The following is a 26866-nucleotide window of genomic DNA, read 5'->3' on the forward strand; positions in this document are numbered from 1 at the left end:
CAGGTCAAGAGTTGGTTGTTGTATTAAGGTAAAAATTAAAACTGATGAACTGAATATAAGTGTTGGACTTATTTGTTGGAAGAATTACCGAACAGGGTTTTTGAAAGCGATTGATTATATGTACTAACGGTCATGGAGCCCTTTTCCAGCAAAGATCATGGGGAGGCATTTTTCTATTCTTGCTTCCCGGGTCTTGGATTGCTTGGCCTGTGAAAAGTGCAATAGGTAACCTTTTTGCCTGCCCGGTGTCAAGGCCTCAAAAGCCGCTTTGATGCCGGGGTCTTCATCCAGTTTTTGCTGGAATTCCTCAGGGACATCATAAGCTGAAGTCTCTTTGTATTCTACTGCTAAACCCGCCTGTTCTACTTCAATGGCTTCAAAGAGATAGGCTTTTAGGGTAGCTTGTAATTCCTGTATTTTCTGGACATTGGTGAACTTGATGATCCTTCCTGCTTGGGTATTCTCACCGGGTTTTTCCAAAAGCCCCTCTTCATCTTTCAATAGGGAGCCTTTAAAAAAGCTCAGCGCACAGTGGTTCTTAAAAGCGCTGATGATGGCAACGTTCTTTTGGTTGTGGGTATAGCAAGGAACGCCCCATTTGCTTTCTTCAGCCAGGCCACATTCTCGGACAATTTGCCTGAGCAGCTTCAATTCCTGTGTCCAAAGGTGGACTTTGCAATCCGGCGTACCTCCTAGTGGGCACCTACCGCACCCATCCGTAAAATAATCCTCGACATTGGTATTCATGGTCTTATTGATGGCTTTTAGTCCAATTTGTCCAAAAAGGTTGGTAATGTAAACTACTTCTTTCCTGTAAAATAGAAAATTGTACTAAGAATAGGGATACCGGCCAAATTAATCAAGTAGCCAAAATAGAAAAAAACTGTGGCACCAATAGCACATCTGGTATTTTCATCTGTACCCGGCCCTAGCCTATAGAGAGAGACAAAAGTAGCAAGTCGAGGTACAAGTAAACCAAATAGAAAAAGTAAGGCTCCAGATATCAATATTTTTTGCCTGATATTCTCTTTGATGTTGAACCGGTAGACAAAAAATACCAGTATAGGCGTTAAAATGATGATTGTTGGAAGAATGATGCTAAGTAAAGTCTTCATGATGATGGTTAATGTTTAAAAAGCTTTCAGAATTTAGAAATATTTTAACGATCACCCAAATGAAAAATTATGAATCTAATAAGTTGACAGTGTTTTGGTTATTTGTTTTTTTATGCTGGAAATTATTCCCGATCATACAGAAAGTCACCATTATCCTTTGGGATGTAATCCTCAGAAAGGTATCTTTTGATTCTGCTTACTCTTAAATCATTTGCTTTTCTGTGATAAAGGTAATGAAAAGTGTTGGGAGCTCGGATCATGGCGATCAAAGCGAGGTATTCATCTTCATTCAAATCGGCAAAATTTTTCTTAAAATAAAATTCAGCGGCAGGCTGGAAGCCGTGAATGGCCCTGCCTTCTATATGGCCCATATAAGCATAATTGATAAACAAGGTCAATATGGTGTCTTTTGGTGTCATTGGGTCGAAAGCAAATCGGGCGATCAACGTTTGTTTGATTTTGGCCAAGCCTGGTTTGAAATCATCGAAGTAAAATTGTTTTACCAAACCCTGACTTAGCGTGGTTATTCCGGTACCTGGAGTGCTGATGTCAAAGCCATGATGAGCATAAAAGTTAGGGTCCTGAACTTTCAGAAGTTCAGATAGCTGGCTTTTGCTGAGGTCATGAAGCGATAAATGAATATTATCTGAGTGAAGAGCCTGAAGGACAATGTCTGGCGTTTGGGCCCTGGCCTTGATCACCACCATAATGCAGTAAACAGTTGTGGAGGTCAAAAACAAGACCATCCCAATTAAGACGATTTTCTATTTTTTCATTCATCTTCTACTGTCCAAATAAAGTGTCAACTAAAAAGAGTCCAGGTATTTATTGATCAATTGGCTGATTTCTGACGCTCGGTCTACAATCATAAAGTGCTCCCCTCTTTCAATAAGTTTTACATTTTTATGATTGTTCAATGGAAGTAATTTGTCTTGGGTACCATGTATTTTTAAAGCATTATTGATGCGGTCTTGGTTTTGCCAATTAGTCAAAGCATTGACCGCCCATTTGGCGAAATCTAAATTAGTGTCATCAAGAATATTGTTTAAAAGCTGCTTATTTGATGTTCCAAAAAGAAATTGGGCCATTTTCCTAGGTGGGTCGAAAGCTTGTGCCGGAAGTATTTTTAAGATCCCTGTTTTACCAATTCCCCTGAAAAGTGGGAGCAACTCACTTTTAGTTTCCGCAGAGGAAATCAAGATGGTCAGTTTAGGCTTTAGAACTTTACTGATCTCTACTGCGATAAGTCCTCCAAAACTTACTCCAAGAATTCCAAAATCAGCACCCGTATCTATGGCCTTTGAAAGTCGAAGGGCATATGCCTCGATGGATTCTTTTTTCTGGTGTTGGACCCATTCAATGGGAATTAGTTCAGCATCCAAGGTTAAATACTTGAAGACCCTTTGGTCAGCTCCCAATCCACTTATGCCATAAATTTTCATTTCAATTATTATGAATTTGGCCGAAAACACTAATTGTTTCTAGATAAAATAGTTTTTCTATATCATTAATTGACTCCTTGATTTTATCCTCACTAACAATAATGGTCGTTTCATATAGAATTGTTAAAATTCCATTTTCGTCTTGACTGTAGAATTCGATTTTTCCATAATCAATATCATTTACAGTGTTGGTCTTCTGAAATTGTATATAAATAGTGTCAAACTTTTGTGTTTTTAAATTAGTGTCAAAGAATCCATAGTGGTGTTGGTGACTAATAGACCTGGTACTCACTATTAATCTTTCCTCTCCAAATATATTCCATAATGTGTACCTGCCTAGGCTTAAAAACATTAGTAAATAATATATTGACATACCCAAAATGAACTTTCCTATTTCGCTTTCTTCCACATTGATAATGATAAAAACAGGAGCTGTAAATACAATTAAGCAAAAAGTAATTAGGATCAACTTTAAAACTAATGGAGGATTTGGAGTAAAAGTCAAATAGACATTAACATTATTGGTTTCAATTTTTAAAAAGTTTCTTTTCATATAGTTTAAAAGTTATACAGTTTATCGAAAATTCAATGATCGAACCCTTGAGAAGTAATTTGATTCAAAATGTTTTGGCTTAAAGGTACAGTAGGAGTTGGATGACGAACAGGGGTAAGCACATTAATAATATGCTCAGAAGAGAAGTCCCATAGCTAAAACCTTGGGTAAAAGATATTCCTATAATTAGAAGCCTTAAACATATGAGCCCTATCGAAAATTGGAATATTGGGTTGATGTTTGTCATAGTAGGTTTAATTCCAAAAAGTATTAAAATTAATTGGTAGACGAGTATTAAAATATGAGGAATGATAGAAAATGAAATAATATTAGAAAGGTCTAAAATAGAGGCTTTTCCATTCCATATCTTACCAATAGTACCTAAAATCCATGGTAAAACATATCTAAAACTAATGAATGAAAAACCAATTCCGAAGGCAGAACATAGGAGATAAACAGTGATCTTATAAAATATGGGTAGGTTGTTGTCAAACATAGAAAATACATCAAGAGGTATTTCTAGCCCCAATGTTAACCCATATACTAAGATCGGAATAGGATAAATAGATCCTTTTTCCCCTTTATTAATTAAGTTTTCAATAGTCTCTCTGGGTTTTGTCCAGAGAGTGGTGTAAGGGTTTAAATTAAGTGTCATGAAATTTTACTCGAAAAACGCTATAAATTTTGATGGTCAAAGATATAAACTTCAATCATTTTTAGACGAGATAAAACCTGGCTGTTGTCCTTCAAACTAATTTTCACTTACCCTATGAAGATCCAAATCATGAAAGTCAAAACTAAAGTCAATAGCGGGTGAGATGCCTTTCATTTTGATGCTTTGGGCCTTGCCTTCCTCATCCAATTGGAACATCACAAAGGCATCGGCATCCGGCAGACTGGCGCTTTCCCATTTGGCGACAAAGGTGTTGGCTTTGTAATAATACATGGGACCACTGACTTTAGGAGAGCGGTATGAGCTGAACCATAATTGTTCGCCCTTTTGGGAAATCTCTATTTTCCCAAACCAAGGGTCTTCAAAAATTCCTGTATAATTATTGAGCTTAAGCATGGATTGGTCTGCCGTTTCGACCGTGTTCCATATGGTAGCGACGATTTCATCCGCTTCATGGTTACTTTGGTGCAACCTTTCCGCATAGAATCCATTCCAGTCAAATTCCTCTAGTCCCAAATACTTATCCAAAATGGATTGGGTAACAGACGAGAAAACTCCCGCTCCGTCCAAAACGGTATTGGTCAATACCACAATGCCCAGATCCAAATCTGGAATCAATACCGTTTTGGATAACATCCCAATCAACCCTCCTGTGTGGGAAACCATCATATTGCCTTTGACATCAGTCAAAAACCAACCTAGCCCATAGCCATTAAAGTGAGAATTGTAGCGGGGATTTATATTCACATTTAAAGTGGTATGGATTTTCCACATTTCACGCTGGCTTGCTTCCGAAAAAAGCTGCTGCTCCAAATTTTCTCCATATTTTCCCTCATTAAGCTGCATCAGCATCCAATTGGCCAAGTCGTTTACATTAGAATAAATCCCTCCTGCAGCTCCGTTAAGTTTGCTTGGATCCCATTGCTCGGGTTCTACCAAGGTAATTTGTTTGTCATTGCTGAGATGGGGAGAGGCCACATTGCTTTTGTCTTTGATGAAAGTGTAGGAAGCAAAAGAATGGTCCATCTGGAGTGGTGTAAAAATTCGCTCGCTGATAAACTGTTCCCAGGTTTTGCCGCTTACGCGATGGATGACTTCACCTGCCACAATGTACAGGAGATTGTCATAGTCAAACTTTGTGCGGAAAGCGGATTCTGGCTTGAAATGCTGGAAACTGGAGAGGATATCATCCACTGTGAAATCCGATCCGTCAGGAAAAAACATCAGGTCTCCTATGCCGAGCCCCAGCCCCGACCGGTGTGTGAGCAAATCTTGGATATTAAAATTTTGGGTAACATAATCATTGTACATTTTAAACTCGGGAATATGGTCAATGACCTTATCTGTCCAGGAGAGTTTGCCCTCTTCCACTAATAGGGCCAAAGCCGCTGTGGTAAAAGCTTTTGAGTTAGAAGCAATGCCAAAATTGGTATGTTCATCGACTTTGGCCTTGCCATCGATGGAGGTGAGCCCATATCCTTTTTGATGGACGATTTTGCCGTCTTTCACCACGGCCACAGCGGCACCGGCTACGGTGAAACTTTCCATAGCTTTCTGCACGATAGCATCAATTTCTTCCGAGCTGACTTGAGAAAATGCCCTGTTGCAGGGCAACCCAATTACCAGGATCAATAATAATCTTAAAAAAATATTTTTCATTTTATATATATTTAGGCCAGTTTATCAAGATAGCAAATTCAAAAGAATTGATAAGGGCTTTGGAAGTTCTTCCCTAAAAATAAAGTGCTCTATATGGAATAGTCTAGCTAAAAATTAATAACGAATAATATCTTATCTAGGTCCTTAAGGAACTCCTCAAATATATTGATAGATCCGCCTTGCAGATATTGGGCGTTAAGAAATTAAAGGAGAGGGAAGGCAGGCTTGTTTGACGGAATACTGAACAGAAGGGGCACTGGCAGCCATACAGGAGGAGTTTGCCTGCATGAGGGCAGGCTAATCCCGCTATCGGGATTAGCTCAATAGATGCGCAGCGGCGGTTTTTTTTGGTTACTTTTTTCATCTGTAGGAAAAAAGTAACAAAGGTGATGAGGTGAAAGCCAGACTGAAATTTGGTAAACAATATAAAAAGTTACCCACGGTAAATCATGTAAACCAAATAAAGTCAGTCTTTTACAAGTCATTGATGGGTAAAGCCTGATGAGGGTCAGAGTAAAAAACATCAGAAGTAAAACATAAAACCAAAGCTGATGCGCATGGCATCTCTGGATTGACTACGGTCAACAAAAAGCTGGTTGATGCTGCCCTCACCGTCCAGCCTTTTGACACCATAATCAAGTTCAAGGCCAATGGTCATGCGTTCATAGGGATCATACATCATATTGAATATCCCATAATAATGTTCATGTTTGAGTTGGCCGTTGAGGTAGATATCAGAAACTTCCTGATCTGAAAGTAAGATGTACCTGGAGGCGTCTTTGATATTGAAATTGGTGTAGCCGATGACGGCATTGGCATGTAGCCGAGGTGTGATAAAGTATTCATAACTGGACCAGCCACCAAATACAGGGGTTGCACTAAAAGAGCCATCTATATTGGGATAGCCGTCATAGCCTTGCCCGGCAATACTGGTCATAAAAGCCGTTATGCCTTTACCTCCAATCACCTGAAATTGTAGGTTGTCTTTGGAGTCAGCAGGACGGTATAGGCCAGAAAAGCTAAATCCATAACCCATAAAACTATCTTCCTCACCTTGCAAAGCATAACGGATATGCCTGAGAACAGAGGCAAGTCGGAGGTGTCCCCAAGGCTCTAAATAGCGCACAGCCGCTGTCAGGTCAGGAGTGAATTGATCCGTTTCCTGCACAAAAGGCTCAAGGTCTTTGTAAGGGGTGTAGTCATTGAGCGGTGCTTCGAGGCTTATTTCATAAATGTATCTTTTGTCGTTGAAGGTGTTTTTATATTTGATATGAGGCACCCTTTGCCAAACCCCAGAGGGAGGCCCTTCCCATTCCATAATATTGGGCCAAATCATTTCATCACCGAAGTTGTGCCAGTTTTGGCCGATTTGCCAATGATCTGTTTCCACAAAAGCTTTCCTTAACCTGACGGTTCCATTGCCTCCCCAAAAATCAGATTCCACCACCGCATTGATTTGTTGTCCACTAAGAGTGATCAAGCTGGTTTCAAATTTTAGCTGTGTTTGGTACATGTCGATATGGAGGCTTGCCTGATCATCTGTTCCAAAGACATTGATCAAACCCACATTAAAGGTTTCATTGTCCTGTAAGCCCCCAAAAAGATCCAGGTAGCCGTTCAGCTTCATATTGACTCCAAAGCTGGAGGTAAAGCGAGGTTTTCCGTGAATACTGTCTTTGGCATGTATGACAAAAAAACGATCTTGGGCAATTGATTGGCGATAAAATAAGCTCAAGAAAAGTAGAAAAAGAATGATTTTTTTCATGGTGATTTGCGATGAAATTAAAATCAGTAATGTAGAATATAAGATCATGCCCGAGCGTAGCATTGGCATGAACCAAATAGCTTTCTAATCAAAAGAATAGTCCTTGCGCAAACATGGCAATGTTTGAAAAACATCAACTTTGTTGCGGTAGTAAAAGAGATTCCTCAATACAAAATTTTGAGAAAGTATCTGTAGTCCTGTAGCTTACTGGTATTAAAATAAGAAAAAAATACACAAGAATTGGTGTTTATTAGTTTAAAAATGGAAGGTTAACTATGATGAAAAATGAGTCAGCCAAGAAGAATCCCTTGTCAATATCAAGGGATTCTTTGGTGAGATAGGTTTGCCTATCAATTCAAATCATCATCATCAAAGTCATCGTCAGTTGGAGCTCCCATATCAAACATGCTACTGAAAAGGTCTTTGAACTGCATGCCTGTATCCAACAGCTTTTTGCTGAGCTGACTGTACTCTGCCAAGCCGTGCAGGGCAAATTCCATAAAGAATTCCTTTTCCTTTTCTGGAAGACTCTTTACAAATTCGGTAGTGATTTTTTCCAGTCCCGGCACTTGGTGCAAGGCTTTTTTGTATTCCTTGTCACTTTGTGAAGCCAGGATGTCGATATGGTTGCCTTCTCCAAACCAGGACAAAGGCAGTACATAAGGATTTCCCTCCTTGTCTTTTTTCTTCTGTTCTGGGGTAGGGAAATATTCCGCGAAAAGTGTCCGGATAGCCTTACCAATTAGGTTGTAGGCTACCAAACCAGCGCCTTCCTGCTCACCTTCATAAACCAACTCGACTTTGCCAGTTATGGCTGGGATAATCCCGATCAAGTCTGCGATTCGAGTGACAGTATTGTTTTCATCGTTAAGGTAAATCCTTCGCTCCGCTGCGGAAAGTAAGTTTTCATAAGCCGATATGGTCAAACGTGCAGAAACTCCACTTTTCTCATCCACATATTCACTATCCCTTGCCTCTACGGCCACCTGTTCGATCAGGTCCTTCATCAATTCCGGTACATGGATTTTTTCCATGGGCTTACCATTGACCTTGGCTTCTTGCGCAGTGATCTGCTTACCAATTTCAATACTCTTAGGGTAATGGGTAATAATCTGCGACTCGATACGGTCCTTGAGCGGTGTGACGATACTTCCCCGGTTGGTATAGTCTTCTGGGTTGGCTGTAAACACAAACTGGATATCCAGTGGAAGTCTAAGTTTAAAGCCCCGGATCTGTATGTCGCCTTCTTGTAAAATATTGAAAAGGGCTACCTGAATCCTGGCTTGCAAATCGGGTAGCTCATTGATCACAAAGATGGATCGATGGGATCTTGGCACCAACCCATAATGTATCACCCGCTCGTCATTGTAAGAGAGCTTCATGGTGGCTGCTTTGATCGGGTCCACATCTCCAATCAAGTCGGCAACCGAAACATCCGGGGTGGCCAGCTTTTCGGTATAGCGCTCTTCCCTGTGCCACCAGGAGATGGGTGTATCATCACCTTTCTCAGCAATCAGTTCCTTTGCAAAAGAGGTCAAGGGAAGTAATGGATCATCATTCAGTTCTGAACCAGCCACTATTGGGATATATTCATCCAGCAACAAGGTCATTTGCCTGGCGATCCTTGTCTTTGCCTGTCCCCGGAGACCGAGGAAATTGATGTTGTGACGGGAAAGAATGGCCCGCTCAATGTCAGGGATAACCGTGTCCTCATAGCCCCAAATGCCTTCGAAGACATTCTCTTTGGCTTTGATTTTTTTGATCAGGTTTTGACGAAGTTCTTCTTTTATGGATTGGGTTTGATAGCCTGCGGCTTTCAATTCTCCCAAAGTTTTTATTTTCAATAAATCTTTGCTCTTCAATTGCTGGTATGTCATGCTTAAAAGCGTTTTGTTCTGTTTCTTCTGTAATCTTCAAAAATTAAGTGCCCAAGCCCTTTTAGGCTACTATAGTAAGCATTGCCGTTGTTGACCTTGGTGAACTCCTTTACAAATTCCTTCAGGTAAGGGTCAGAGGCAATCATAAAGGTGGTCACAGGGACTTTTAGTTTCCGGCACTGGGCTGCGAGTTTTAGGGTTTCATTTAGGATTTTGCTGTCTATTCCAAAGCTGTTTTTATAATACCTGATCCCGACTTTTAGACAGGTTGGCTTTCCGTCTGTGATCATAAAGATTTGCTTGTTGGGGTTTTTTCTTTTACGCAAAAGGTCCATGGCCAGTTGCAGCCCGGCCACTGTGTTGGTGTGGTAAGGACCAACCTGCAAGTAGGGAAGGTCTTTGATGTCGATCTGCCAGGCGTCATTTCCAAAGACAATAATATCCAAAGTGTCCTTTGGGTAGCGCGTTTGGATGAGCTCGGCCAATGCCATGGCCACTTTCTTGGCAGGAGTGATGCGGTCCTCTCCATATAGGATCATGGAGTGGGAAATATCAATCATCAACACGGTACTGGTCTGTGTCCGGTACTCGTTTTCTGTTACCTCCAGGTCATCTTCTGTAAGCAGGAAATCGCCGCCAAATCCATGGTTGATCTGGGCATTCCTTAATGAGTCTGTTAGGGCTATTTGTTCCAAATTATCGCCAAACTCAAATGGCCTTCGGTCGGTTCCCTTTTCATCACCTTGCCCGGAATGGGTGGTGCGGTGCTGGCCTCCCTTGCCTCTTTTTAGCTTTCCGAAAATTTCTTCCAAAGCACTTTTTCGGATCTGCTGTTCTGACTTGCCCGTAATCTTGAATTCTCCTTTTTGGTTTTCTTCAGTAAGATAACCTTTGTCTTTAAGGTCTTCTATGAAATCACCAATGCCATACCCAGGGTTGGTCAGGCCGTGTCGGTTGTCCAGGTTGGTTAGCCAGCTCAAAGCTTCCGCGACATCCCCACCAGTCATGGTGACCAGCTGTAGAAAAATCTCCAACAGGTTTTCAAAGGTGTTTTTGGACGGATCCTTTTGAGGGGTGTATTTGGTAAATCTAAATCCTTTCATACAGAACCTATAACAAGAATAGCATGCAGGTAGTTTGGAATATGATCAATTTTTGAAATTTACCTTCGTAAAGGCCACTTGTTTTCGTTTAAGGTACAAAGATTCAATTAAGAATGTAAACAGATGTTTTACAGAAATTGATCTTTCTTAAATTTGTGTACCAAAAGTTTTGAATCATATGAATAAAAAGTATAAAGTCCTCGGTAAAGTTCAAGGGGTATTTTTTAGGAAGAGCACCCAAGACAAAGCCCGTGAGTTAGGGATAAAAGGTTGGGTGAAAAATGATTCTGACGGATCAGTGGTGACTGTTATTCAAGGAAATGAAACTCAGGTAAAGGCCATGGAAGAATGGTTGAAGATAGGCCCGTCCCAAGCAACAGTGCAAAGCTTGATGTTGCTGGATGAAGGCTATGACCGGAAGTTTGATGGTTTTGAGATCGTTTATGAATAGGTTTTGACCATTCTTTTGCATGTTTCAAAGCCTATTTTGACCAAGTTATAATATTGGATTGTAAATCCTTTTGTTATTTTTAGATCGGAATTTTTAATTCCGATCAGCTTTGTTCTGATCAGGTTAATCAGTCCTGTTCCAAACGACTTTTCCCTTTACTAAAACTGAATTTATGCCTTAAGCAATCTTTAGCTTTAGCTCTCCTTTTCTTTTGATGATTTTCAGTTGGAAAAACTCATTGACGAAGCTTTTGCATCGGTTTTCTGCAAACTCTGCCCTGTTTTCGGTATCGTAAAGCACCGTCATCCGAAGCATGGTTTTTACATAGGATTCATGCATGCCCAGTTCTCTCAGCCAAAGAATAAAATGTGCTTTCCAGTCTTCTTGGTACTTGTCCAAGTGACTGCGCCCGTCAAATAGAAATTCCAATTGATTGGATCCAAACTTAAAGCGGTAGATGCCCGAAAGTTGTTCATAGATTACCTTGATCCTCTCTTTGGGGAATTCGGTAGTTTGGATAATCTGTTGGTAGGTATTGTCCACTAGACCCAGTGGATTATAAAGTAAGGTGTAAGATTTTTTTAGTTCGCTGACCATGATTTCCACGAGTTCATCCTCCAAAATGCTTTGGGCCTGTCTAAGGATGTAATTCTTGTCTAGTGGAAATAATTTTTGGATCATTGTCTAAATCTAGAAATATGGCGCAAATTAACTTTTATTGGTCAAAATGAAAAGGGAAAAATTGTGCTTTTTTAGGAGAGCATCCTATTTAAAATGGGTCAAATTAAGCAAGGGAGGAACTTTAAAAGGGCTGCTTAAAAACAAAATCCCCGCCAAAAGCTTGTGACGGGGATTGATGTATGTGAGCAAGTTTTATTTATCTGGCTGAACTACCACTGATAGTCTGGCCAAAGAAGATTCCGTTGAGGAATAACTTGTTGGTGCCAAACCAAAAGGCCCTGAAGTTAGGGTTGTCTACAAAGCCAATCACTTTTCCACGGCCATGAGCAGACACCCGAATCATAGCCGTATTTTTCATTTGCTCCAGATTGAACGGATAGACATAACCACTGGCCAAAGGTTTATCGGTATAGACCAGCGGGTTGGCAAATGGATTCTCTGAAGGTTCCATAAACTGATTACTGTTTCTGAAGGTATAAAGCTCTTGGTGGGAGTAGCCATAGCCCAATGGGTGAGTGAGGTCAAGTTTGACATTGAAAATGGCACCACCGGTTACCTTGGCTCCTTGGTCATTAGAAAGGTCCGCATAGCTTTTTTGGAGGGTGCTATCTTCTTCAGTATTGGTCTTGAAAGTGAACTTCCCGATCTTATTTTGATTGAGCCAATTGAGAGCCCTTCCTCTGGCGATTACCGTTCCGCCGTCTCTCACCCAGTTGGACAGGGCTTCCACGCCTGAAGCACTGATATCGGAATAACTGCCATTTGGAAAGATGATCACATTATACCTTCCTAGGTCCGCATAGTTAAAGTTCTCTGTAGGAAGCAAGGTAATCGGCATTTCAAACCTTTGGTCCAGTAAGTGCCAGATTTCGCCTGCCTCACTACTGGATACTCCATTGTCCACTAAAAGTGCCACTTCAGGGATTTCAAGGACATCAATGCTTGGTGAGCCCATATTGATGCCTCTGGTGTAACCGGTATCCACGCTTTGAATGGTAATGCCCGTTTCCTGTGCGATGGCTTGCAAGTCCTCAAAGAACTCCTGGTTAGAAGCTTTAGTTCTTCCTTTATCCACCAAAATGGTCCCCCTGCTAAACTTTAATTCTGAATTGATCTCAAAAGGCTCATGGCTAACCCTGACATTGTAACCTTTTTTCATCAGCTCGTATGCGGCTTTCGGGGCATAATATTCACTCCATTCGAAAGCGTAACCATAGGCACCAGCGGCTCCATTGACTTTCCCTTTTGGTTTGCTCAATCCTTTTTGGATTTCTTCCACATTGGCGAGGTTAAGGATTTTGCTGTTCAGGGTCATGAACTGCATATCGAAAGCCATAGGCAGCGTCCAGGCAGAAACATCATAGAATAGGCTGTCCTGAAATTCTGTTCTGGTTTCGAACATACCTTTGATAAGCCGGTATTGAGGTTGGTTTAGCGGGACAATAAAAGCTTTGTTGGCTTTGAAGTTTGTTCCATTGATTGTGATATCTTCTTTTAGACCATAAAGTTTGATTTCATGCTGGAGAATCATATCCGCCAAATGATAAGTTCTTCCAATATCTTCATTGACCCCAAAGATATAGGCCTTGTTGATATCGGCATCAGCATCCTTTTTAGCATCCAGATAGAAATCCCTCATGTAATTATTTAGCTCTTGTCTCATGGCCACGGCCGCTTCGAATGAGGATAGAGAGGCAGTGAACTGATTACGGATCGTGAAGGCAAAGCTCAAGGGGCCATTGACACTTTCTTGCAAATGCCCCCTGGAAGATGCTTGCTCAAAAAGGATACCTACTTGGCCTTGTACATCAGGATAAGTAGAGCCTTTACCGTAATAAAAGTCATCATAATTTTCTTGGGTGAAGTACAAAGAACCTATTTCATCCAAGTATTTGGCATGGTACTGAGCAATTTTTTCTGTCAGCTCAAAATTCTTTCTTGGTGTCAACGGGTGGTTTCTACTTGGAATACCCGGTTGGAAGAAGAAAGTACTGTTGGTACCCATTTCATGGAAGTCAAGGACTAGGTTGGGTTTCCATTCCTGGATTTTGGCAATTCTGCTTCTGGATTCAGGGTGCTGAACAGGAAGCCAGTCACGGTTCAGGTCAAACCAATAATGGTTGGTTCTGCCTCGGGGCCAGGCTTCATTCAATTCCCTGTTCATCGGATCGCCATTCATATGGATGCTCCTATTGGAGTTTACCCAAGAGGCAAACCGGTTGATGCCATCCGGGTTGATGCCCGGTTCCATGATGATCACAATGTTTTTGAGGTCATCCTCTACTTCATTGGCAGCGGCAAAATGGTAGGCAGCCAATAGGGAAGCATTTACGCCACTTGGTTCATTTCCATGGACAGAATACCCCATATATACCACAGCAGGCATATTTTCTATAGCTACATTTCTGGACTCTGCGGGGTCTCTAAGCTGAGACCTCTGGAATTTGATCGCATTGAGTTTGGCAAGATTGTCCGGATGGCTAATGGTCAGCATCATCAATGGACGCTGCTCATAAGTTCGGCCGATTACTTCTAGTTTGACACGTTCTGAAGCTTCGGCCAGCTCCTTCATGTACATGTAAATTTGGTCATGGCTCACATGCCACTCTCCAATTTGAAAACCCAATACCGATTCCGGTGTTGGAATATCAGGATTGTAGGAATAGCCAGGTTTGAGGTAATATTCAAGGTCAACATCCACTTGGGCAGTGCTGGTCAATGATACCAGGACGAAGCAAAAGCTTAATATTCTTTTGATCATAGGGTTTGATTTAGTGCGTTCTATCTGTCTCTTCAAATCTCTTTAATAATTCTCATAAAAATTAAGTAAATTCATTTCGAAGGTAAAAAAAACTGATCGGATATCATTTTTTATACATTGAACACTTAAAAATTGTATATGCTTGGATTAGGCTCTATTGGAACCATTATTTATGTTTTGACGATCATAGATGTGGTAAGAAGTAGTTTTCATACGGACACAGACAAGGTGATTTGGGTGTTGATCGTGGTTTTGCTGCCACTATTGGGGACCTTATTATGGTTTTTGATTGGCCGGGGAAGAACCGTATTGTGATTTTTTGATTTTCACTTCGTTCTTTACGGTTTAAATAAATCCTTTAAGGTATGGTCTAAAGTGGTGAAGTCAAACTTGTATCCTCCACTGATGATTTTATCGCAGGAAATTTTACTTCCTCCCAAGATCATGTCGGCCATTTCACCCAACACAATTTTCAATAAAAAGCCAGGTACAGGCAAATTAATAAAAGCTTTACCCTTGTGTTTAGCGGCTTGTTTCGTCAGTTCCCTGTTCGTAACCGGTTTTGGAGCTACAGCATTATAGCCGCCAGTGATGTTGGTGTTTTCCAAGGCAAAGATGTACATGTTCACAAGGTCTTTCCAGTGTATCCAACTCATATACTGATGGCCAGAGCCCAATGGGGCGGCCACCGGTGGCTGTAATAACTGAGGGAGCGCTCCTCCTTTTGTGGAGAGCACCACCCCGGTTCGTAAGCAAACCGTTCTTATGCCCAAGGATTCAAATTGCTGGACTGATTTTTCCCATTTTACCACCACCTGGGAGAGGAAGTCACTGCCTGCCGGACTTTCTTCGTTGATCCATACTTCTCCATTATCCAAGCCATAAAGGTTGGAACCACTGGCAGATATCACTACTGATGGCTTCTTTTCAAGGGTTCTCACCTGCTCAAATAGGAGCTTTGCGGATAAAGTACGACTTTCCAAAATCAACTTTTTTCGCTCTGGAGTCCAGCGCTTTTCAGCCACTCCAGCTCCTGCTAGATGGATGATGGCATCGGCCCAAGGGATGGCTTCAGCATCGATTTCTTGTTTTTTGACGTCCCATCCGAATGATTTTTGAGATTGGTGGGCAGGCTTTCTACTCAGCCAAGCGACTTGATATCCTTTACTTTCAAGGGCTTTGGTCAGCTCCTTTCCTACGAGGCCTGAGCCGCCCGTGATCAATATGTTTTTCATAGTGGTTTTTATTCAATAACTCTTGAGATCAATTTAAGTTAAGAAAAATTAGCATATATTTGCCCAGAGGTGATGGGGTACCACCTTTAACCGCCCTGATTTTTTCAGCGCTGATGACTCCTGCTTCAACTTATGTATCACCATAAAATAGACTGTATTAGCTATGTTGGAGAGGGCACGTGAATTAATACATTTCAAGCGTTTTGTTCAAACTGAATTTTATCCAAGTTTCCTATATACATTAAAATGGTTGGTTTTGGCCATCTTTATTGGCCTGCTAATAGGTTCAGCTTCCGCTTTTTTCCTTTTTGGATTACAATGGGCAACTGATTTTCGTGAGGAACACCTTTATCTGATTGCCCTACTGCCTGTTGGTGGTTTTTTGATCGGCTGGGTGTACTATCGGTTTGGAGAATCTGTTGTCAAAGGCAATAACCAGCTTTTGGAGGAGTTCTATAACCCGCTCAGGACAATTCCCCTTCGGATGGCACCATTGGTGTTGTTTGGTACCATTGCGACACATTTGTTTGGAGGCTCTGCGGGACGAGAGGGGACGGCTGTTCAGATGGGAGGAGCCATAGCAGATCAATTTACCAAATGGTTTAAGTTAAAGCCAATTGATCGGAAGACCGTCATCACCTTGGGAGTGGCGGCAGGTTTTGCTTCTATCTTTGGGACACCTTTGGCCGGGGCCATTTTTGCTTTAGAGTGGCTGATGATTGGACGTGTTCGTTATGAGTCTATTCTGCCGGCCTTTTTGGGTGCTTACGTGGCGGACTACGCTTGCGCGGACTTTTGGCATGCCCATCATACCCATTATCACATTCCTTTTATTCCTGACTTGAGTTTGGCCAATGTCCTTTGGATCATTCCTGCGGGAATATGCTTTGGTTTGGCAGGAAGGCTCTTTGCCAAGGCAACCCATATTTGGTCGGAGCTCTTCAAGCAGGGGATTCAATACCCTCCATTACGACCTGTTGTGGGAGGTGCGATAGTTGCTATTTTGGTTTACTTGGTGGGGACTACAAAATATATAGGATTGGGCGTGCCTACCATTATGGAGGCCTTTGATGCTGAGTTGCCATGGTATGATTTTTTGGCCAAAATAGGTTTCACTTCCTTGACATTGGGCGCAGGGTTCAAGGGCGGGGAAGTGACGCCACTCTTTTATACTGGAGCGACCTTGGGCAATATGTTGTCAGGGGTAATTCCGTTGCCTATGGCATTGCTGGCCGGGATGGGATTTGTAGCGGTTTTCTCTGGGGCAACCAACACACCGCTCTCTTGTACGCTGATGGGAATAGAACTATTTGGTGCCGATTCAGGGGTTTATGTAGGATTGGCCTGTGTGGTAGCCTATTTGTTTAGTGGGCATTCGGGAATTTATGGTTCCCAAGTCATTGGCTCTCCGAAGCATTCTTCACTGGATCATAGCAAAGGAAAGAACCTAGGGGATTTGGACTGATGGGATTTTTCTGGATCTGTCCTCCAATTTCAAAGCAATTTTGGATTGAAGCAATCCAAAAAGCGGAGTCATTAGGTATTTATTTTGCTAGACTGCAAAACGCTAACAACTCCGCAATGGTTTAGGCCTCCCTTGTTGTACTTTACAAAGATCCTCTATCTATAAAACTGAAGATGTTAGGGACAACCTCTTGCTTGTGTTTTTTGATCATATAAGCGGCTGATTCTGCCATCAATTCAAAGTCAGTGGAGATCACCGTGATGTCAAAAAGCTCCTTCAAAGGAGTGTCATTATAAGAAACAACCCCAATGTCTTTGCCAATTTCATAGCGCATATCCCGGGTTTGCTTCACCAAGCTGACCAAGTCATTTTCATCGATGACGATGTAGGCATCTTTTTCCTGTAATTCCATATCAGGGTAAATCTTATCCAATACTTCCGCATCAAATTTATGGGTGTTGCAGAAGTTTAGGAAGCCCTGCTTGATCTCTTTTGGATAGGGATAGATAGGATTATCAGGAAAAGCCAGAATTAATTTTTTATATTTCTTCAGCTGGTCCATTGCCTCTTCCAAGGCATTATAGATATCCATTTTGAAATCTTGATAAATGCAGGCAATGTCTTCTCCCAGTTCCGGAAGGTAGTTGTCCATAATCACCAGCTTATCTTTAGGAAAACGTTGCAGGCATTTCAGTACGTTTTCATCATGATTGGTATGGCGTGATTTATTGTCCTTGAAATGCGGCATTACCACAAAGTGATCATAAGCGCCTATATTTTCTTCAAGGATATTCACCAACAGCTGCGAATCACAATGGTAAATACGCAAATCTATTTGGTTGTCAGACCCCATGCTGTTCACAAAAGTGTTGAAGATTTCAAGTTTGTAATTGCTGAGCTTGTTGAGAATAAATAGGATCCGGCTATTGGAACTGTTGATGGCCTTATTGACATAAAAGCCTTTACTGACTACAGAGGTGATAATTTTCTTTTCACGGAGGAGGTTGTATGCCCGGACGACGGTATCTCTGCTGAGGTAGTATTCCTCACTGATGTCGTTAATGGAAGGTAGTTTTTCTCCTACTTTAAGATAGCCATTTTCAATGTTTTTGATAATGGAATCTACAATTTGCTGGTACTTTGGGATGCGGGACTCACTGTCGATTTGTAAAAAAAGCCCATTTGCTACTAAATTCATAATCTTTGGAGTTGGTTAATACTAAGGGTTTAATTGTAAAATACACCAAATGTTAACATGCCTAGAAGGCTGTCAAAATGGAAATTAGTAAACTGAGCTTAGGGCTAACAACTCTCAGTATGGACATCAAAATGTCTTCTACTTTAAAGATCAAAAACTAATTGCAGTCATTTAATCTAAGAATTATTTTTTGATTGAAAGAAGTACGGAATTGAATATTCAATCGATTTCTCTCGTGTATTGCAATATAATTATCCAGACTAAACAACACAATTAAAATGCATTTTTTTATAAATAAAGTGGTCGGCCATATTTATAAAAGACTGGCAAGAAATTTACATTGTAAAACTACTCTTGGAATAAATCCTGTATCCACGCATCACTTAGTTCCAGCCACTTGGAGGCATTGCCATGATCTTTAGGGTTACCTGCTCCGAAACCATGACCACCCCTTTCAAACAGGTGCAATTCAGTTTTCACGCCGTGTTCATGCAAGGCTTTTGAGTAGCGGATGGAGTTTTCGGCCACCACACCTTTGTCATCCCAAGCGTGGGCCAAGAATGCAGGTGGTGTGTTTTCGTCAACTTGGGTTTCGTTGGAAAAGTAGGTTTCCAGATCGGTATGAAGCTTATCCCCAAGAAGGTTGTGCCTTGATCCTTGATGGGTGATGGTGGTGTCCATGCTGATCACCGGATAAATCAGGATGCTGAAGTCTGGTTTGGAGCTTGGGATTTTTCCTTTTGGGGGATGGTGATGTACCGAGACGGATGATGCCAGATGTCCTCCGGCAGAAAAGCCCAATATGCCTACCTTATTTTTATCATAATGCCATTTATCGGCATTTTTGCGCATAAACCTAATGCCCTCTTCTGCATCCATTAAAGGGACATTCCAAGATTCATTAACTAAATCTTCCTGGGGAAGGCGGTATTTGAGGACACCAGCCGTGTAACCTCTTTCACTGTACCAACGGGCAATTTGATGACCTTCATGTTGAATGGCCAGGATTCCGTACCCACCACCTGGACAAATCAGGATAGCTTTGCCATTATTGTTGTCCTTTTGAGGTTTATAAATGATTATTTGTGGAATGGCCACCTTTTCGACACGGCCACCATTGCCGATTTGATCCTTATCCACAAGCATTTTGGTATGTGGTGCTTCTTTGGGATAAAGCGGAAAAGTCTCTTGTTGGGCTGAAGAAAATAAAGGCAGGGCTAGCAGGGCAGCAGCCACAAAGGCTTTGAGCTTAAACATTGGGGTTTATTTTTGATAAGAATTCCGAAAATATACTGATTTTCCTTGAGTCATTGAAAGGTTTTGGCTCAGGGAAATGCTGGAGGAAGCTTTTGTTTAGGCCTCCTCAGTTTCTCGGTTCATCCATTTAGGGGCAGTGATAAACCATACCACTGTGCCTATAAACATAAGTGTTTTGCAAAGGTCAGCATTGATGACCCCAGAAAATACCAGAAAAGATGGGACAATGGTCAGGGCCAATGCAAGAAATGAGATGAGCTTAATTAGATTGTTCATTTTGGGCTGTTTTAGGAAATGGAAACGGTCTTTTGAGATGATGATTCTGGGGCGGGTGTTACTGCGGACTTGCTATTTTTCTGGACGAGCTTACTGCTTATAAGGTAAACAACTACTGCAACAAACCACCCTGGAAGTCCCAAGAAGAAGATTTCGATATCGCCATAGAAGTTTAACCCTACACAGAAGACCAAAGTGACCAGCCAAGTGATGCCCACCGCAGGGTTGAAGCTGCTTTTGTTGATTTCGGCATAGTTAGATCTCAACCCCATCTTAGGCAAAAGGAAGATGTCAATAAAGACAACAGCCCCTAATGGCATCAATACCAATCCATAAAGGGCTACAAAATCCAATAACTTCATCATCAAGGCAGGAAAGCAGGCTGCAATAGTCGTAATCATTCCCACAAAAAGGGTGACTTTCCAAGTCTTCCATTTGGGATTGATAGACTGTATGGCCAGTCCTGCCCGGTACAAGGTAGGGTTAGCTGTAGTCCAGCCGGCAATGATCACACAGATGGCACCAGCAATCCCGACAGCCTCATAGGCAATGGGGCCTGGGGCAAAGGTCAAGCTGTTGTCGGATTCCAAAAGAAATAAGGAATAAAGAATACCTGAAGCGATCCATGCCACATAATGCCCTAAGAACACACCCGTGGAGGTCGCAAATCCAGCAGTCCATTTTTTAGCATATCTCAGGATGGACATGTCTGCCATTCCGATATGCATGGCCATATTACAGAACCAAGCAAAGAACATGACATGCCAAAAGGTGAATTTGGTATTTCCTTCCAATGGTACACCTGACCAGATGGTCTCTTTGGCTACCGGCCAGAAATCACCGATAGAATTAATCCCCAATCGAGGCAATACTGTCACTGCAGCAGCAATAAAGATCATGATCATCCATGGGGCTGCGATATTGGCAAACTTCACCACTTGGTTAAAACCAAACATGGCAATAACCGTGGTGATGGCCCCAACCCCAAATACGGTCAGGACAAAACCCAAACTGGTGGGCAAGGTATCGTTCAAAGCAGGCATGGCCATGTCAAATGGAATCCCTACAGCAGTGGCCGCCACTGTGATCATGGAGCCAGCCAAAAAGCAGAAGGCTACCGCATTGACCAGGTTATAAATCATGGTAAATCGACTTCCTGCTATTTTTTCCAATTGGTAATATAAGGTCAGGCGGGTTTTGGTGGCCGCTTTTCCAGTAAAAAATGCCCAACTCAATACTGCAAGGATATTCCCGATCAAAAGTCCTGTAACAATGTCTACGGCACTGGCACCATGCGCCACAAACAAAGGCCCTAAGACAAATTCAGTCCCAGCGGTATGCTCTCCGGCATAGGTGCCCACAAAGCTCTTCCAGCTTTTCAGTTTGCCTTTAGGGATAGGCTCTCTTTCGTATTCATTGACAGCCTCTAATTTTTTGACAAGATTGTTTTTTTGCGACATGATGACTTTAATCGTATTTTGGGTACGAGTGAAATTAAAAAAGTACAGGAAATATGCTGTCCTGTACTGTTATGGATAATGCTGTGCTAAACTATTAAATAGATCCCCGGTCAATGAAGTTGAAGACGTTCTTTACCACTTCTTTTTTGCGCTTTTTGATCATGTAAGCGGCGGTTTCCCCCATGACCTTGAAGTCCGTGGACATCACCGTGATGCCCAATAGTTCTTTAAGTGGCGTATCATTATAGGAGATCACACCCACATCTTCCCCCAGCTCGTATTCTTCGTCCCGAATTTGACGCATCAGGTTGACCAGGTCATTTTCCTCAATGACAATATAAGCATCATTGGGATGGAGCTCCATTTCTGGATAGATGGTATTGATGATCTCAAAGTCGAGGTCAAACTCCACGCAGAACTTCTTGAACCCTTGTTTGATCTCTTTGGGATAAGGGTAGATTGTATTGTCAGGATAAACCAGGATCAGTGTATCGTATTTTTTCAACCTGGCAATTCCCTCTTTCAGTGCTTTATAAATGTCCATCTTAAAATCCTGATAGATGGAAGCCACCTCGTCTCCCAAATCGGGCAGGTAATTGTCCATGATGATGACCTTATCGGGAGAGATTTTTTTCAGGCACTGGATGACCTCATCATTGTAATTGTTATGATGAAGCTGTTCATCTTTGAAATGGGGCATGACCACATAATAGTCATATGCGCCAGCATTTTCATTCAGCAGGTTGAGCAGGTTTTTTGGTTCGCAATGGTAGATGTTCAGGTCTACCTGGGTTTCCGGCCCAAGACTGTTGACGAAGGAGTTGTAAATGCGAAGTTTATAATTGGAGAGTTTGTTCAATAGAAATAAAACCTTGATCTGGGATTGGGAAACATTGCGGGCTACATAATAGCCTTTCCCCTTGACGGATACAATGATTTTCTTCTTCTTCAACAGGTTATACGCCTTTTCTACCGTGTCACGGGAAAGGTAATATTCTTCGCTGATTTCATTGATGGAAGGGATTTTCTCTCCTACGGAGAGGTTGCCCTTTTCGATGTCCTCAATGATGGAGTTCACGATCTGCTGATATTTCGGAATCCGCGACTCCGAATCTATTCGGATGGATGTTGGAGCTTCGATCATTTTTGGGGTTACAGGTTAATTGCGCAATCGATTGTAATATAACTATAACTTGATATACTAAGCAAGTACCGAAAATTATTTTATATAGACGGACATTTTTTAGGTTAGCATAATTTGGTTAAATGGCTCGTCTTAATTCTTATAAGTCCTATATTGACGGTTTTAGGTAAAATATTCTTTGGGAGAACTCCTCAAATAATTTAATGAAATAATATGGGATAATAAAGCCTAGTTAATTTTTTGTAGTCGCTTTAAAATCCAACAACTTTTTATAGAACGTCAGAAAAGCAATTTATTGTGTAATCGATTGCGCATAGGAATTTACTTTTGTTTATTAGTCCGTTACTATGGCCACCACCTTGCTGTTAAACACTTTTCGTATTGGTTGGCTTTAAGTTTTTCACCGAAAGGACTATTCTATTGATCAGTTTAGGCGATGTTTAACGGGAAGTTCGGGATGGCGAAATGAAAATTTTGAACCTGGTTAGTTAATGGAATCAGATTGGTTAATTTAGATGGACAGAACTCCCAGACGGCTGGGGCAATCTAAATGATAAAATAAATGAACGGCGAAATCGAAAGCTTTGATCCTGCAGACAAAAAGGCATGGCGGGAATGGTTGGAGAAAAACCATAAGATAAAGGATGCTGTTTGGTTAATCATTCATAAGAAGGGTTCTTCTAAGCCCAACCTGTCTTGGAGTGAAACGGTTGATGAGGCACTTTGTTTTGGATGGATTGACAGTACCAAGCGGCCAATTGATTCGGAAAAGTATATCCAGTATTTTGGAAAGCGGAAGCCAAACAGTATCTGGTCAAAAATAAACAAAGATAAAATCGAACAACTGATTACATCAGGTCTTATGAGCGAATCAGGCTTGGAGAGTGTCAAAATAGCCAAGCAAAATGGTTCCTGGACCCTGTTGGATAGCGCTGAAAAGCTGGAAATACCAGTAGACTTGGAGGAAGCTTTTGGACAAAGACCTGCGGCCAAAACATATTTCTTAAGTTTAAGTAAGTCTTCCAGAAAGTCCCTACTGCAATGGATAGCCATGGCAAAAAGGCCTGCAACCAGGGAGAAAAGAATCAGTGAACTGATAGAGAGCGCAAGTAAAGAAGAGCGGCCCAAGCAGTTTAGGTGATGAAGAGGCGGCTTATGATTTGAGAGGATGGTTCCTGATGATACGCCCACATTTCAACCGCGTTTGCAACGCGGTTGAAATTTGAATTATAGCGTCCAAAATGCTTAAATTTAGGAGTCCTCGTTGCAAACGAGGACTAGAATGGGTAATAGAAAAACATCGTTCATATCCCTTACTTCTTAGTCGTGAAAAAGTGATAGTAGTGATCAGGATCGGACCCCGCGCTAAACCGCGTTTGCAACGCGGTTTGCTAAATCCGGGCATTTGCAATGCGGCTCATTGAATAATCATGGTGTTGATAAACACATGCCTCCAAGCTGACCCTCGTACATCATGGGGGCCGTATTAGAGGCATGAGCCGAATAATTTATGGATGGCTCAGGCTTACTTCTTTTTAACGGCGCTCCATTTCATTAAGGCAGCGATTTCTTCTTCGGACAATTTCCCTTCAGGTTTATTTTCCAAGAATCTTTTGGGTGGCATATCCCCTTTTGCGAGCACTTCATAGATTTTTGCTTTGGCATCTATCTGCTCAGACTTTTTGGTAGCTTCCAGCGCATCCCAGTCTAACTTGGACTTGGCCTTTTCGCTCTTTGCATTGGCATTGTGGCAGCCATAGCATTTTTCATCGACGATGGCCTTGACCTTTTTGGGCATTTTCTTCATGACGGCATGGAGTTCTGGGCTGTCAGGAGTTTCAGATTTTTGGGTCCCTTGAAAGAACAAAAGGCCGATAATGGCGGCCATAGGAATTAAAAATAGCTTTTTCATATGGTGGTTGAAGGTTTGTACAAGGAATAATAGATAATATTATGCATTAGTGCAATTGTACGATAATTTATTTTGACGCTTTTATATGTATTAATGCTTTTTAATGAATTGAGGTGATGATTTTGTGTTTATGTTTGGCGGATTTAATTGTTGTGCCATCCTTTTCTAAACCACATTTATTTACTGTAGCAGTTGAGCAGAAATTAACGTCTTGGGTAAAAACAAATTTTAGTTATGATGAAAAAGCTTCTTTTACTATCCTTTTTCCTGATCCAAACTGGCCTTTATGCCCAAGAAAAAGGCCAGTGGGGTTTTGGTATTGAGTTTTCAGTGGATAAGATGGATTTGGCCATGGAGCGTTTCCATAACAACTATTTGGTGACGGATGGAAATGTAAATGGATATGGGGTTGATTTTGATCAGTTTAATTTCAGTTTGGGCTTATCAAGTCAATATCATATTCAGAAAAAGTTAAGCCTGTCTTCAGGGATCCTTTTTTCCAACAAAGATTTTTCTGGGACTTATAACTGTGCTTCATGCTTAACACAATTCAGACTTGCTTATCCTGAAGTAGTCTTGGTGAAACAACAATTTTTAACCATTCCCTTGTCCATAAATTATAGCCTTTTAACAGGCAGGTTAAGGCCAGTATTGACGGGTGGATTTAGAAATAATATTGAAGTCAAAAATGACCTTGAAGAATTAAGTAATGGGTATTTTTTAGAAGGTTTCTTTGGCGCAGGAATATATTATGCACTGGCAGAGAAGCTCGATGCAGGAATCGGCTATCGCTATCAAACCGCCCTGTCAGACCTGTACAAGACCGATGAATTTAATCTAAGAAGTAATAGCATCTTTTTGCAGGTGAGTTACTCTTTAAGGTAGGGGGCATTATTTAGGCTTTTTAAGCCATGTTTGTATCAGGGGAGGAATTCATTGCATTTGGAGTAGGGTGATTGAGGTGAACTTATGACCTTGAAAAGCCGGGATTTAATCGTCCTCCTTGCAAAAGAAGAGGAAATTGAGATAAATAACTACAGGTTACCATCCCCAGGATATTCACCATTATTGTGTATTATAAATAGATGAAGTACCAAGAAACAAAACCGTGTAATCAGTTAAAGGATCATGTACATTCTTTTTGGGAGCTAAAGGGCGAAGAAAATGATAGTGCTTGGGAAAGAATATTTCCTGATGGATGTCCAGGCCTAGTGGTCAATCTTGGAGATAGTTGTATAACTGATAATGGTGAGCTTGCTATGGAGTATGGAAAAACCTATGCAGTGGGAGCAATGACAACTTTCAAAGAAAGTTTTGTGGATGAGAATACACGTCTAGTCGGCGTTTGTTTCAAGCCTTCTGCATTTTCATCTTTTTACTCTTACGCATCTTTAAATGACCTGAAAAATCAAACGGTCCTATTTGACCAAAGCCTTTCTTTTGATAAAGATAAGCTTTATGATGAAAATCATTATGCTTATTTAAACCGATTCCTGCTTGAAAGAATGAACTGTAAATACAATAGAATAAATCCTTTGTTACAAGATATACATCAGTCAAAGGGCCGTTTAAACATTGAAGAATTATCCAAGAAAAACCATATCTCAATAAGACAGGTAGAAAGGATATTTAAAGAGTTTGTTGGGCTGACACCAAAGGAATATTCCAAAATCATCCGGTTTCAAAGCGCCTTAAGGCTAATTCAATCTTCAAGTGAGCGTCGAAGTATATTGGATATTGCGTTTGAATGCGGATATTATGATCATTCCCATCTCAACCATGAAATCAAGCGTATTACTGGACTTGCACCATCACAGCTATAATTTGTCGCTTTTTTACAAAGTACCGATAATGCTCAAGTGTTACTTTTGTAATATCATTAAAACTTAAGAGACATGCGTAAAGTATCCCTTTTCATTGCCAGCAGTTTAGATGGTTATATTGCCAAGCCCAATGATGATCTCAGCTTCTTGAAGCAGGTAGAAAAGGAGGGTGAAGACTATGGGTATGCCCAATTCACTGAGACCATTGATACCTTGATTATCGGTAGAAAGACCTATGATTATGTACTTCGAGAAATAGGACCATCTCACTATGATAATGGACAGCGAGATGTATATGTCATCACCAGGACCCCAAAAGCAAAAATAGGCAGGACATCTTTTTATACAGGAAGTTTAGTGGAATTGGTGAAGGAGCTAAAGTCTCAAAAAGGGAAGCATATTTATTGTGATGGAGGTGCGGAGGTAATCAATGAACTGCTAAAAAATGATTTGATTGATGAGTTGATCATTTCTATCGTTCCTGTGTTACTGGGCCATGGAACGAGATTATTTAAGGACGGAAGGCCCGAGCAATTGCTTGAATTTATAAAGGCAGAAACATTTGATACAGGACTGGTCCAGTTATGTTACAAACGAAAAAGGTAGAGCCTTTTCTAAGCCGCATTTTCAATGCGGCTTTGGGATAAATTATGGTTTTAGAAACGCAAAGATTTATAAGTCCTCCTTGCAAACGAGGACTAGGTTTGGTTTTTCAGTCTAGCGTCACACATCTTTCCCTACCCTCGCTAACCCGTGTTTGCAACGCGGGTTGCTAAATTAGCGCATTTGTAATGCGGCTTTAGGATAAATTATGGCGTTAAAAACGCAAGGATTTATAAGTCCTCGTTACAAACAAGGACTAGAAGTGTGAATTGTGCCCCAGGTATATTTTAGTATTTTTTTGGTTCTATTTTATTCCCCCCAACTCCCTTATAGTCCTTACACATCCTTTACTTCCATTTGGGTGAAAACAGAATAATCTTCGGATCACTCAGGGATCTCCTTCGGATCACCTT

At 41.2% G+C, this 26866-nt stretch carries 25 protein-coding genes and 1 riboswitch; of the genes, 7 read left to right on the top strand and 18 right to left on the bottom strand.

The window, feature by feature from the left end:
* Positions 1 to 123: 123 nt before the first annotated feature.
* From IFO69_RS13150 to IFO69_RS13190, 9 genes are all read right to left on the bottom strand, one after another.
* A complete protein-coding gene (locus tag IFO69_RS13150; RefSeq protein WP_192010581.1) occupies positions 124 to 747 on the bottom strand; it encodes a YdeI/OmpD-associated family protein in 624 nt (207 codons plus the stop codon).
* Positions 748 to 800: 53 nt separating this feature from the next.
* Complete coding sequence (locus IFO69_RS13155) at positions 801 to 1115, bottom strand: hypothetical protein (protein ID WP_192010582.1); 315 nt, start codon at positions 1113 to 1115, stop codon at positions 801 to 803.
* Positions 1116 to 1237: 122 nt separating this feature from the next.
* The gene (locus tag IFO69_RS13160; RefSeq protein ID WP_192010583.1) at positions 1238 to 1861 is read right to left on the bottom strand and encodes a transglycosylase domain-containing protein; all 624 of its coding nucleotides are present in this window, start codon (positions 1859 to 1861) and stop codon (positions 1238 to 1240) included.
* Positions 1862 to 1921: 60 nt separating this feature from the next.
* Complete coding sequence (locus IFO69_RS13165) at positions 1922 to 2557, bottom strand: alpha/beta hydrolase (protein WP_192010584.1); 636 nt, start codon at positions 2555 to 2557, stop codon at positions 1922 to 1924.
* Position 2558: 1 nt separating this feature from the next.
* Complete coding sequence (locus IFO69_RS13170; protein ID WP_192010585.1) at positions 2559 to 3110, bottom strand: hypothetical protein; 552 nt, start codon at positions 3108 to 3110, stop codon at positions 2559 to 2561.
* 751 nt (positions 3111 to 3861) lie between these two features.
* Complete coding sequence (locus IFO69_RS13175; RefSeq protein ID WP_192010586.1) at positions 3862 to 5442, bottom strand: serine hydrolase; 1581 nt, start codon at positions 5440 to 5442, stop codon at positions 3862 to 3864.
* Between the two features lie 523 nt (positions 5443 to 5965).
* Positions 5966 to 7207, bottom strand: coding sequence for a hypothetical protein (locus tag IFO69_RS13180; protein WP_192010587.1), 1242 nt, complete (start codon positions 7205 to 7207; stop codon positions 5966 to 5968).
* A 350-nt stretch (positions 7208 to 7557) separates the two neighbouring features.
* Complete coding sequence (locus tag IFO69_RS13185; RefSeq protein WP_192010588.1) at positions 7558 to 9084, bottom strand: P-loop NTPase family protein; 1527 nt, start codon at positions 9082 to 9084, stop codon at positions 7558 to 7560.
* 2 nt (positions 9085 to 9086) lie between these two features.
* Complete coding sequence (locus IFO69_RS13190; RefSeq protein WP_192010589.1) at positions 9087 to 10187, bottom strand: vWA domain-containing protein; 1101 nt, start codon at positions 10185 to 10187, stop codon at positions 9087 to 9089.
* 178 nt (positions 10188 to 10365) lie between these two features.
* Here IFO69_RS13190 and IFO69_RS13195 point away from each other — a divergent pair, with 178 nt between their 5' ends.
* On the top strand, positions 10366 to 10638 hold the full coding sequence (locus tag IFO69_RS13195; protein ID WP_192010590.1) for an acylphosphatase: 273 nt from the start codon (positions 10366 to 10368) through the stop codon (positions 10636 to 10638).
* Positions 10639 to 10815: 177 nt separating this feature from the next.
* On the opposite strand, the gene IFO69_RS13200 is transcribed toward IFO69_RS13195, so the two are convergent.
* Both IFO69_RS13200 and IFO69_RS13205 read right to left on the bottom strand, forming a co-directional pair.
* The gene (locus IFO69_RS13200) at positions 10816 to 11319 is read right to left on the bottom strand and encodes a hypothetical protein (protein ID WP_192010591.1); all 504 of its coding nucleotides are present in this window, start codon (positions 11317 to 11319) and stop codon (positions 10816 to 10818) included.
* A gap of 196 nt (positions 11320 to 11515) precedes the next feature.
* Positions 11516 to 14080 (bottom strand): M14 metallopeptidase family protein, encoded by a 2565-nt coding sequence (locus IFO69_RS13205; RefSeq protein ID WP_192010592.1) that lies wholly within the window; start codon positions 14078 to 14080, stop codon positions 11516 to 11518.
* A gap of 138 nt (positions 14081 to 14218) precedes the next feature.
* On the opposite strand from IFO69_RS13205, the gene IFO69_RS13210 reads away from it, so the two are divergent.
* Positions 14219 to 14395 (top strand): PLDc N-terminal domain-containing protein, encoded by a 177-nt coding sequence (locus IFO69_RS13210; protein ID WP_192010593.1) that lies wholly within the window; start codon positions 14219 to 14221, stop codon positions 14393 to 14395.
* Positions 14396 to 14418: 23 nt separating this feature from the next.
* On the opposite strand, the gene IFO69_RS13215 is transcribed toward IFO69_RS13210, so the two are convergent.
* Complete coding sequence (locus tag IFO69_RS13215; protein ID WP_192010594.1) at positions 14419 to 15315, bottom strand: TIGR01777 family oxidoreductase; 897 nt, start codon at positions 15313 to 15315, stop codon at positions 14419 to 14421.
* A 59-nt stretch (positions 15316 to 15374) separates the two neighbouring features.
* Positions 15375 to 15445, top strand: a riboswitch (Fluoride riboswitch).
* 33 nt (positions 15446 to 15478) lie between these two features.
* Between IFO69_RS13215 and IFO69_RS13220 the strand changes: the two genes are divergently transcribed.
* Complete coding sequence (locus IFO69_RS13220; protein WP_192010595.1) at positions 15479 to 16780, top strand: voltage-gated chloride channel family protein; 1302 nt, start codon at positions 15479 to 15481, stop codon at positions 16778 to 16780.
* 142 nt (positions 16781 to 16922) lie between these two features.
* On the opposite strand, the gene IFO69_RS13225 is transcribed toward IFO69_RS13220, so the two are convergent.
* From IFO69_RS13225 to IFO69_RS13245, 5 genes are all read right to left on the bottom strand, one after another.
* On the bottom strand, positions 16923 to 17978 hold the full coding sequence (locus tag IFO69_RS13225) for a GntR family transcriptional regulator (protein WP_192010596.1): 1056 nt from the start codon (positions 17976 to 17978) through the stop codon (positions 16923 to 16925).
* Between the two features lie 348 nt (positions 17979 to 18326).
* Positions 18327 to 19235 (bottom strand): alpha/beta hydrolase, encoded by a 909-nt coding sequence (locus tag IFO69_RS13230; protein WP_192010597.1) that lies wholly within the window; start codon positions 19233 to 19235, stop codon positions 18327 to 18329.
* Between the two features lie 96 nt (positions 19236 to 19331).
* Positions 19332 to 19511: a hypothetical protein gene (locus IFO69_RS13235; RefSeq protein ID WP_192010598.1), complete on the bottom strand. Its 180-nt coding sequence runs from the start codon at positions 19509 to 19511 to the stop codon at positions 19332 to 19334.
* An 11-nt stretch (positions 19512 to 19522) separates the two neighbouring features.
* The gene (locus IFO69_RS13240) at positions 19523 to 20971 is read right to left on the bottom strand and encodes a purine-cytosine permease family protein (RefSeq protein WP_192010599.1); all 1449 of its coding nucleotides are present in this window, start codon (positions 20969 to 20971) and stop codon (positions 19523 to 19525) included.
* Between the two features lie 94 nt (positions 20972 to 21065).
* On the bottom strand, positions 21066 to 22115 hold the full coding sequence (locus IFO69_RS13245; RefSeq protein ID WP_192010600.1) for a GntR family transcriptional regulator: 1050 nt from the start codon (positions 22113 to 22115) through the stop codon (positions 21066 to 21068).
* A gap of 562 nt (positions 22116 to 22677) precedes the next feature.
* Here IFO69_RS13245 and IFO69_RS13250 point away from each other — a divergent pair.
* Complete coding sequence (locus IFO69_RS13250; protein ID WP_192010601.1) at positions 22678 to 23256, top strand: YdeI/OmpD-associated family protein; 579 nt, start codon at positions 22678 to 22680, stop codon at positions 23254 to 23256.
* 384 nt (positions 23257 to 23640) lie between these two features.
* Here the strand turns inward: IFO69_RS13250 and IFO69_RS13255 are convergent, their stop codons facing one another.
* Positions 23641 to 24027 (bottom strand): heme-binding domain-containing protein, encoded by a 387-nt coding sequence (locus tag IFO69_RS13255; protein ID WP_192010602.1) that lies wholly within the window; start codon positions 24025 to 24027, stop codon positions 23641 to 23643.
* Between the two features lie 234 nt (positions 24028 to 24261).
* Between IFO69_RS13255 and IFO69_RS13260 the strand changes: the two genes are divergently transcribed.
* From IFO69_RS13260 to IFO69_RS13270, 3 genes are all read left to right on the top strand, one after another.
* Positions 24262 to 24912: an outer membrane beta-barrel protein gene (locus IFO69_RS13260; protein WP_192010603.1), complete on the top strand. Its 651-nt coding sequence runs from the start codon at positions 24262 to 24264 to the stop codon at positions 24910 to 24912.
* A gap of 200 nt (positions 24913 to 25112) precedes the next feature.
* Positions 25113 to 25850, top strand: a complete 738-nt coding sequence (locus IFO69_RS13265; protein WP_192010604.1) for a helix-turn-helix domain-containing protein — start codon at positions 25113 to 25115, stop codon at positions 25848 to 25850.
* Between the two features lie 72 nt (positions 25851 to 25922).
* Positions 25923 to 26456, top strand: a complete 534-nt coding sequence (locus tag IFO69_RS13270) for a dihydrofolate reductase family protein (protein ID WP_192010605.1) — start codon at positions 25923 to 25925, stop codon at positions 26454 to 26456.
* Positions 26457 to 26866 lie beyond the last annotated feature (410 nt).

Origin of the sequence: Echinicola arenosa, assembly GCF_014841125.1 — a bacterium.
In the GTDB taxonomy this organism is placed as follows: Bacteria; Bacteroidota; Bacteroidia; order Cytophagales; family Cyclobacteriaceae; genus Echinicola; species Echinicola arenosa.

Coding starts and splice junctions, on each gene's coding strand:
- IFO69_RS13150 (WP_192010581.1), bottom strand. CDS start 747: ATGAATACCAATGTCGAGGATTATTTTACGGATGGGTGCGGTAGGTGC.
- IFO69_RS13155 (WP_192010582.1), bottom strand. CDS start 1,115: ATGAAGACTTTACTTAGCATCATTCTTCCAACAATCATCATTTTAACG.
- IFO69_RS13160 (WP_192010583.1), bottom strand. CDS start 1,861: ATGGTCTTGTTTTTGACCTCCACAACTGTTTACTGCATTATGGTGGTG.
- IFO69_RS13165 (WP_192010584.1), bottom strand. CDS start 2,557: ATGAAAATTTATGGCATAAGTGGATTGGGAGCTGACCAAAGGGTCTTC.
- IFO69_RS13170 (WP_192010585.1), bottom strand. CDS start 3,110: ATGAAAAGAAACTTTTTAAAAATTGAAACCAATAATGTTAATGTCTAT.
- IFO69_RS13175 (WP_192010586.1), bottom strand. CDS start 5,442: ATGAAAAATATTTTTTTAAGATTATTATTGATCCTGGTAATTGGGTTG.
- IFO69_RS13180 (WP_192010587.1), bottom strand. CDS start 7,207: ATGAAAAAAATCATTCTTTTTCTACTTTTCTTGAGCTTATTTTATCGC.
- IFO69_RS13185 (WP_192010588.1), bottom strand. CDS start 9,084: ATGACATACCAGCAATTGAAGAGCAAAGATTTATTGAAAATAAAAACT.
- IFO69_RS13190 (WP_192010589.1), bottom strand. CDS start 10,187: ATGAAAGGATTTAGATTTACCAAATACACCCCTCAAAAGGATCCGTCC.
- IFO69_RS13195 (WP_192010590.1), top strand. CDS start 10,366: ATGAATAAAAAGTATAAAGTCCTCGGTAAAGTTCAAGGGGTATTTTTT.
- IFO69_RS13200 (WP_192010591.1), bottom strand. CDS start 11,319: ATGATCCAAAAATTATTTCCACTAGACAAGAATTACATCCTTAGACAG.
- IFO69_RS13205 (WP_192010592.1), bottom strand. CDS start 14,080: ATGATCAAAAGAATATTAAGCTTTTGCTTCGTCCTGGTATCATTGACC.
- IFO69_RS13210 (WP_192010593.1), top strand. CDS start 14,219: ATGCTTGGATTAGGCTCTATTGGAACCATTATTTATGTTTTGACGATC.
- IFO69_RS13215 (WP_192010594.1), bottom strand. CDS start 15,315: ATGAAAAACATATTGATCACGGGCGGCTCAGGCCTCGTAGGAAAGGAG.
- IFO69_RS13220 (WP_192010595.1), top strand. CDS start 15,479: ATGTTGGAGAGGGCACGTGAATTAATACATTTCAAGCGTTTTGTTCAA.
- IFO69_RS13225 (WP_192010596.1), bottom strand. CDS start 17,978: ATGAATTTAGTAGCAAATGGGCTTTTTTTACAAATCGACAGTGAGTCC.
- IFO69_RS13230 (WP_192010597.1), bottom strand. CDS start 19,235: ATGTTTAAGCTCAAAGCCTTTGTGGCTGCTGCCCTGCTAGCCCTGCCT.
- IFO69_RS13235 (WP_192010598.1), bottom strand. CDS start 19,511: ATGAACAATCTAATTAAGCTCATCTCATTTCTTGCATTGGCCCTGACC.
- IFO69_RS13240 (WP_192010599.1), bottom strand. CDS start 20,971: ATGTCGCAAAAAAACAATCTTGTCAAAAAATTAGAGGCTGTCAATGAA.
- IFO69_RS13245 (WP_192010600.1), bottom strand. CDS start 22,115: ATGATCGAAGCTCCAACATCCATCCGAATAGATTCGGAGTCGCGGATT.
- IFO69_RS13250 (WP_192010601.1), top strand. CDS start 22,678: ATGAACGGCGAAATCGAAAGCTTTGATCCTGCAGACAAAAAGGCATGG.
- IFO69_RS13255 (WP_192010602.1), bottom strand. CDS start 24,027: ATGAAAAAGCTATTTTTAATTCCTATGGCCGCCATTATCGGCCTTTTG.
- IFO69_RS13260 (WP_192010603.1), top strand. CDS start 24,262: ATGATGAAAAAGCTTCTTTTACTATCCTTTTTCCTGATCCAAACTGGC.
- IFO69_RS13265 (WP_192010604.1), top strand. CDS start 25,113: ATGAAGTACCAAGAAACAAAACCGTGTAATCAGTTAAAGGATCATGTA.
- IFO69_RS13270 (WP_192010605.1), top strand. CDS start 25,923: ATGCGTAAAGTATCCCTTTTCATTGCCAGCAGTTTAGATGGTTATATT.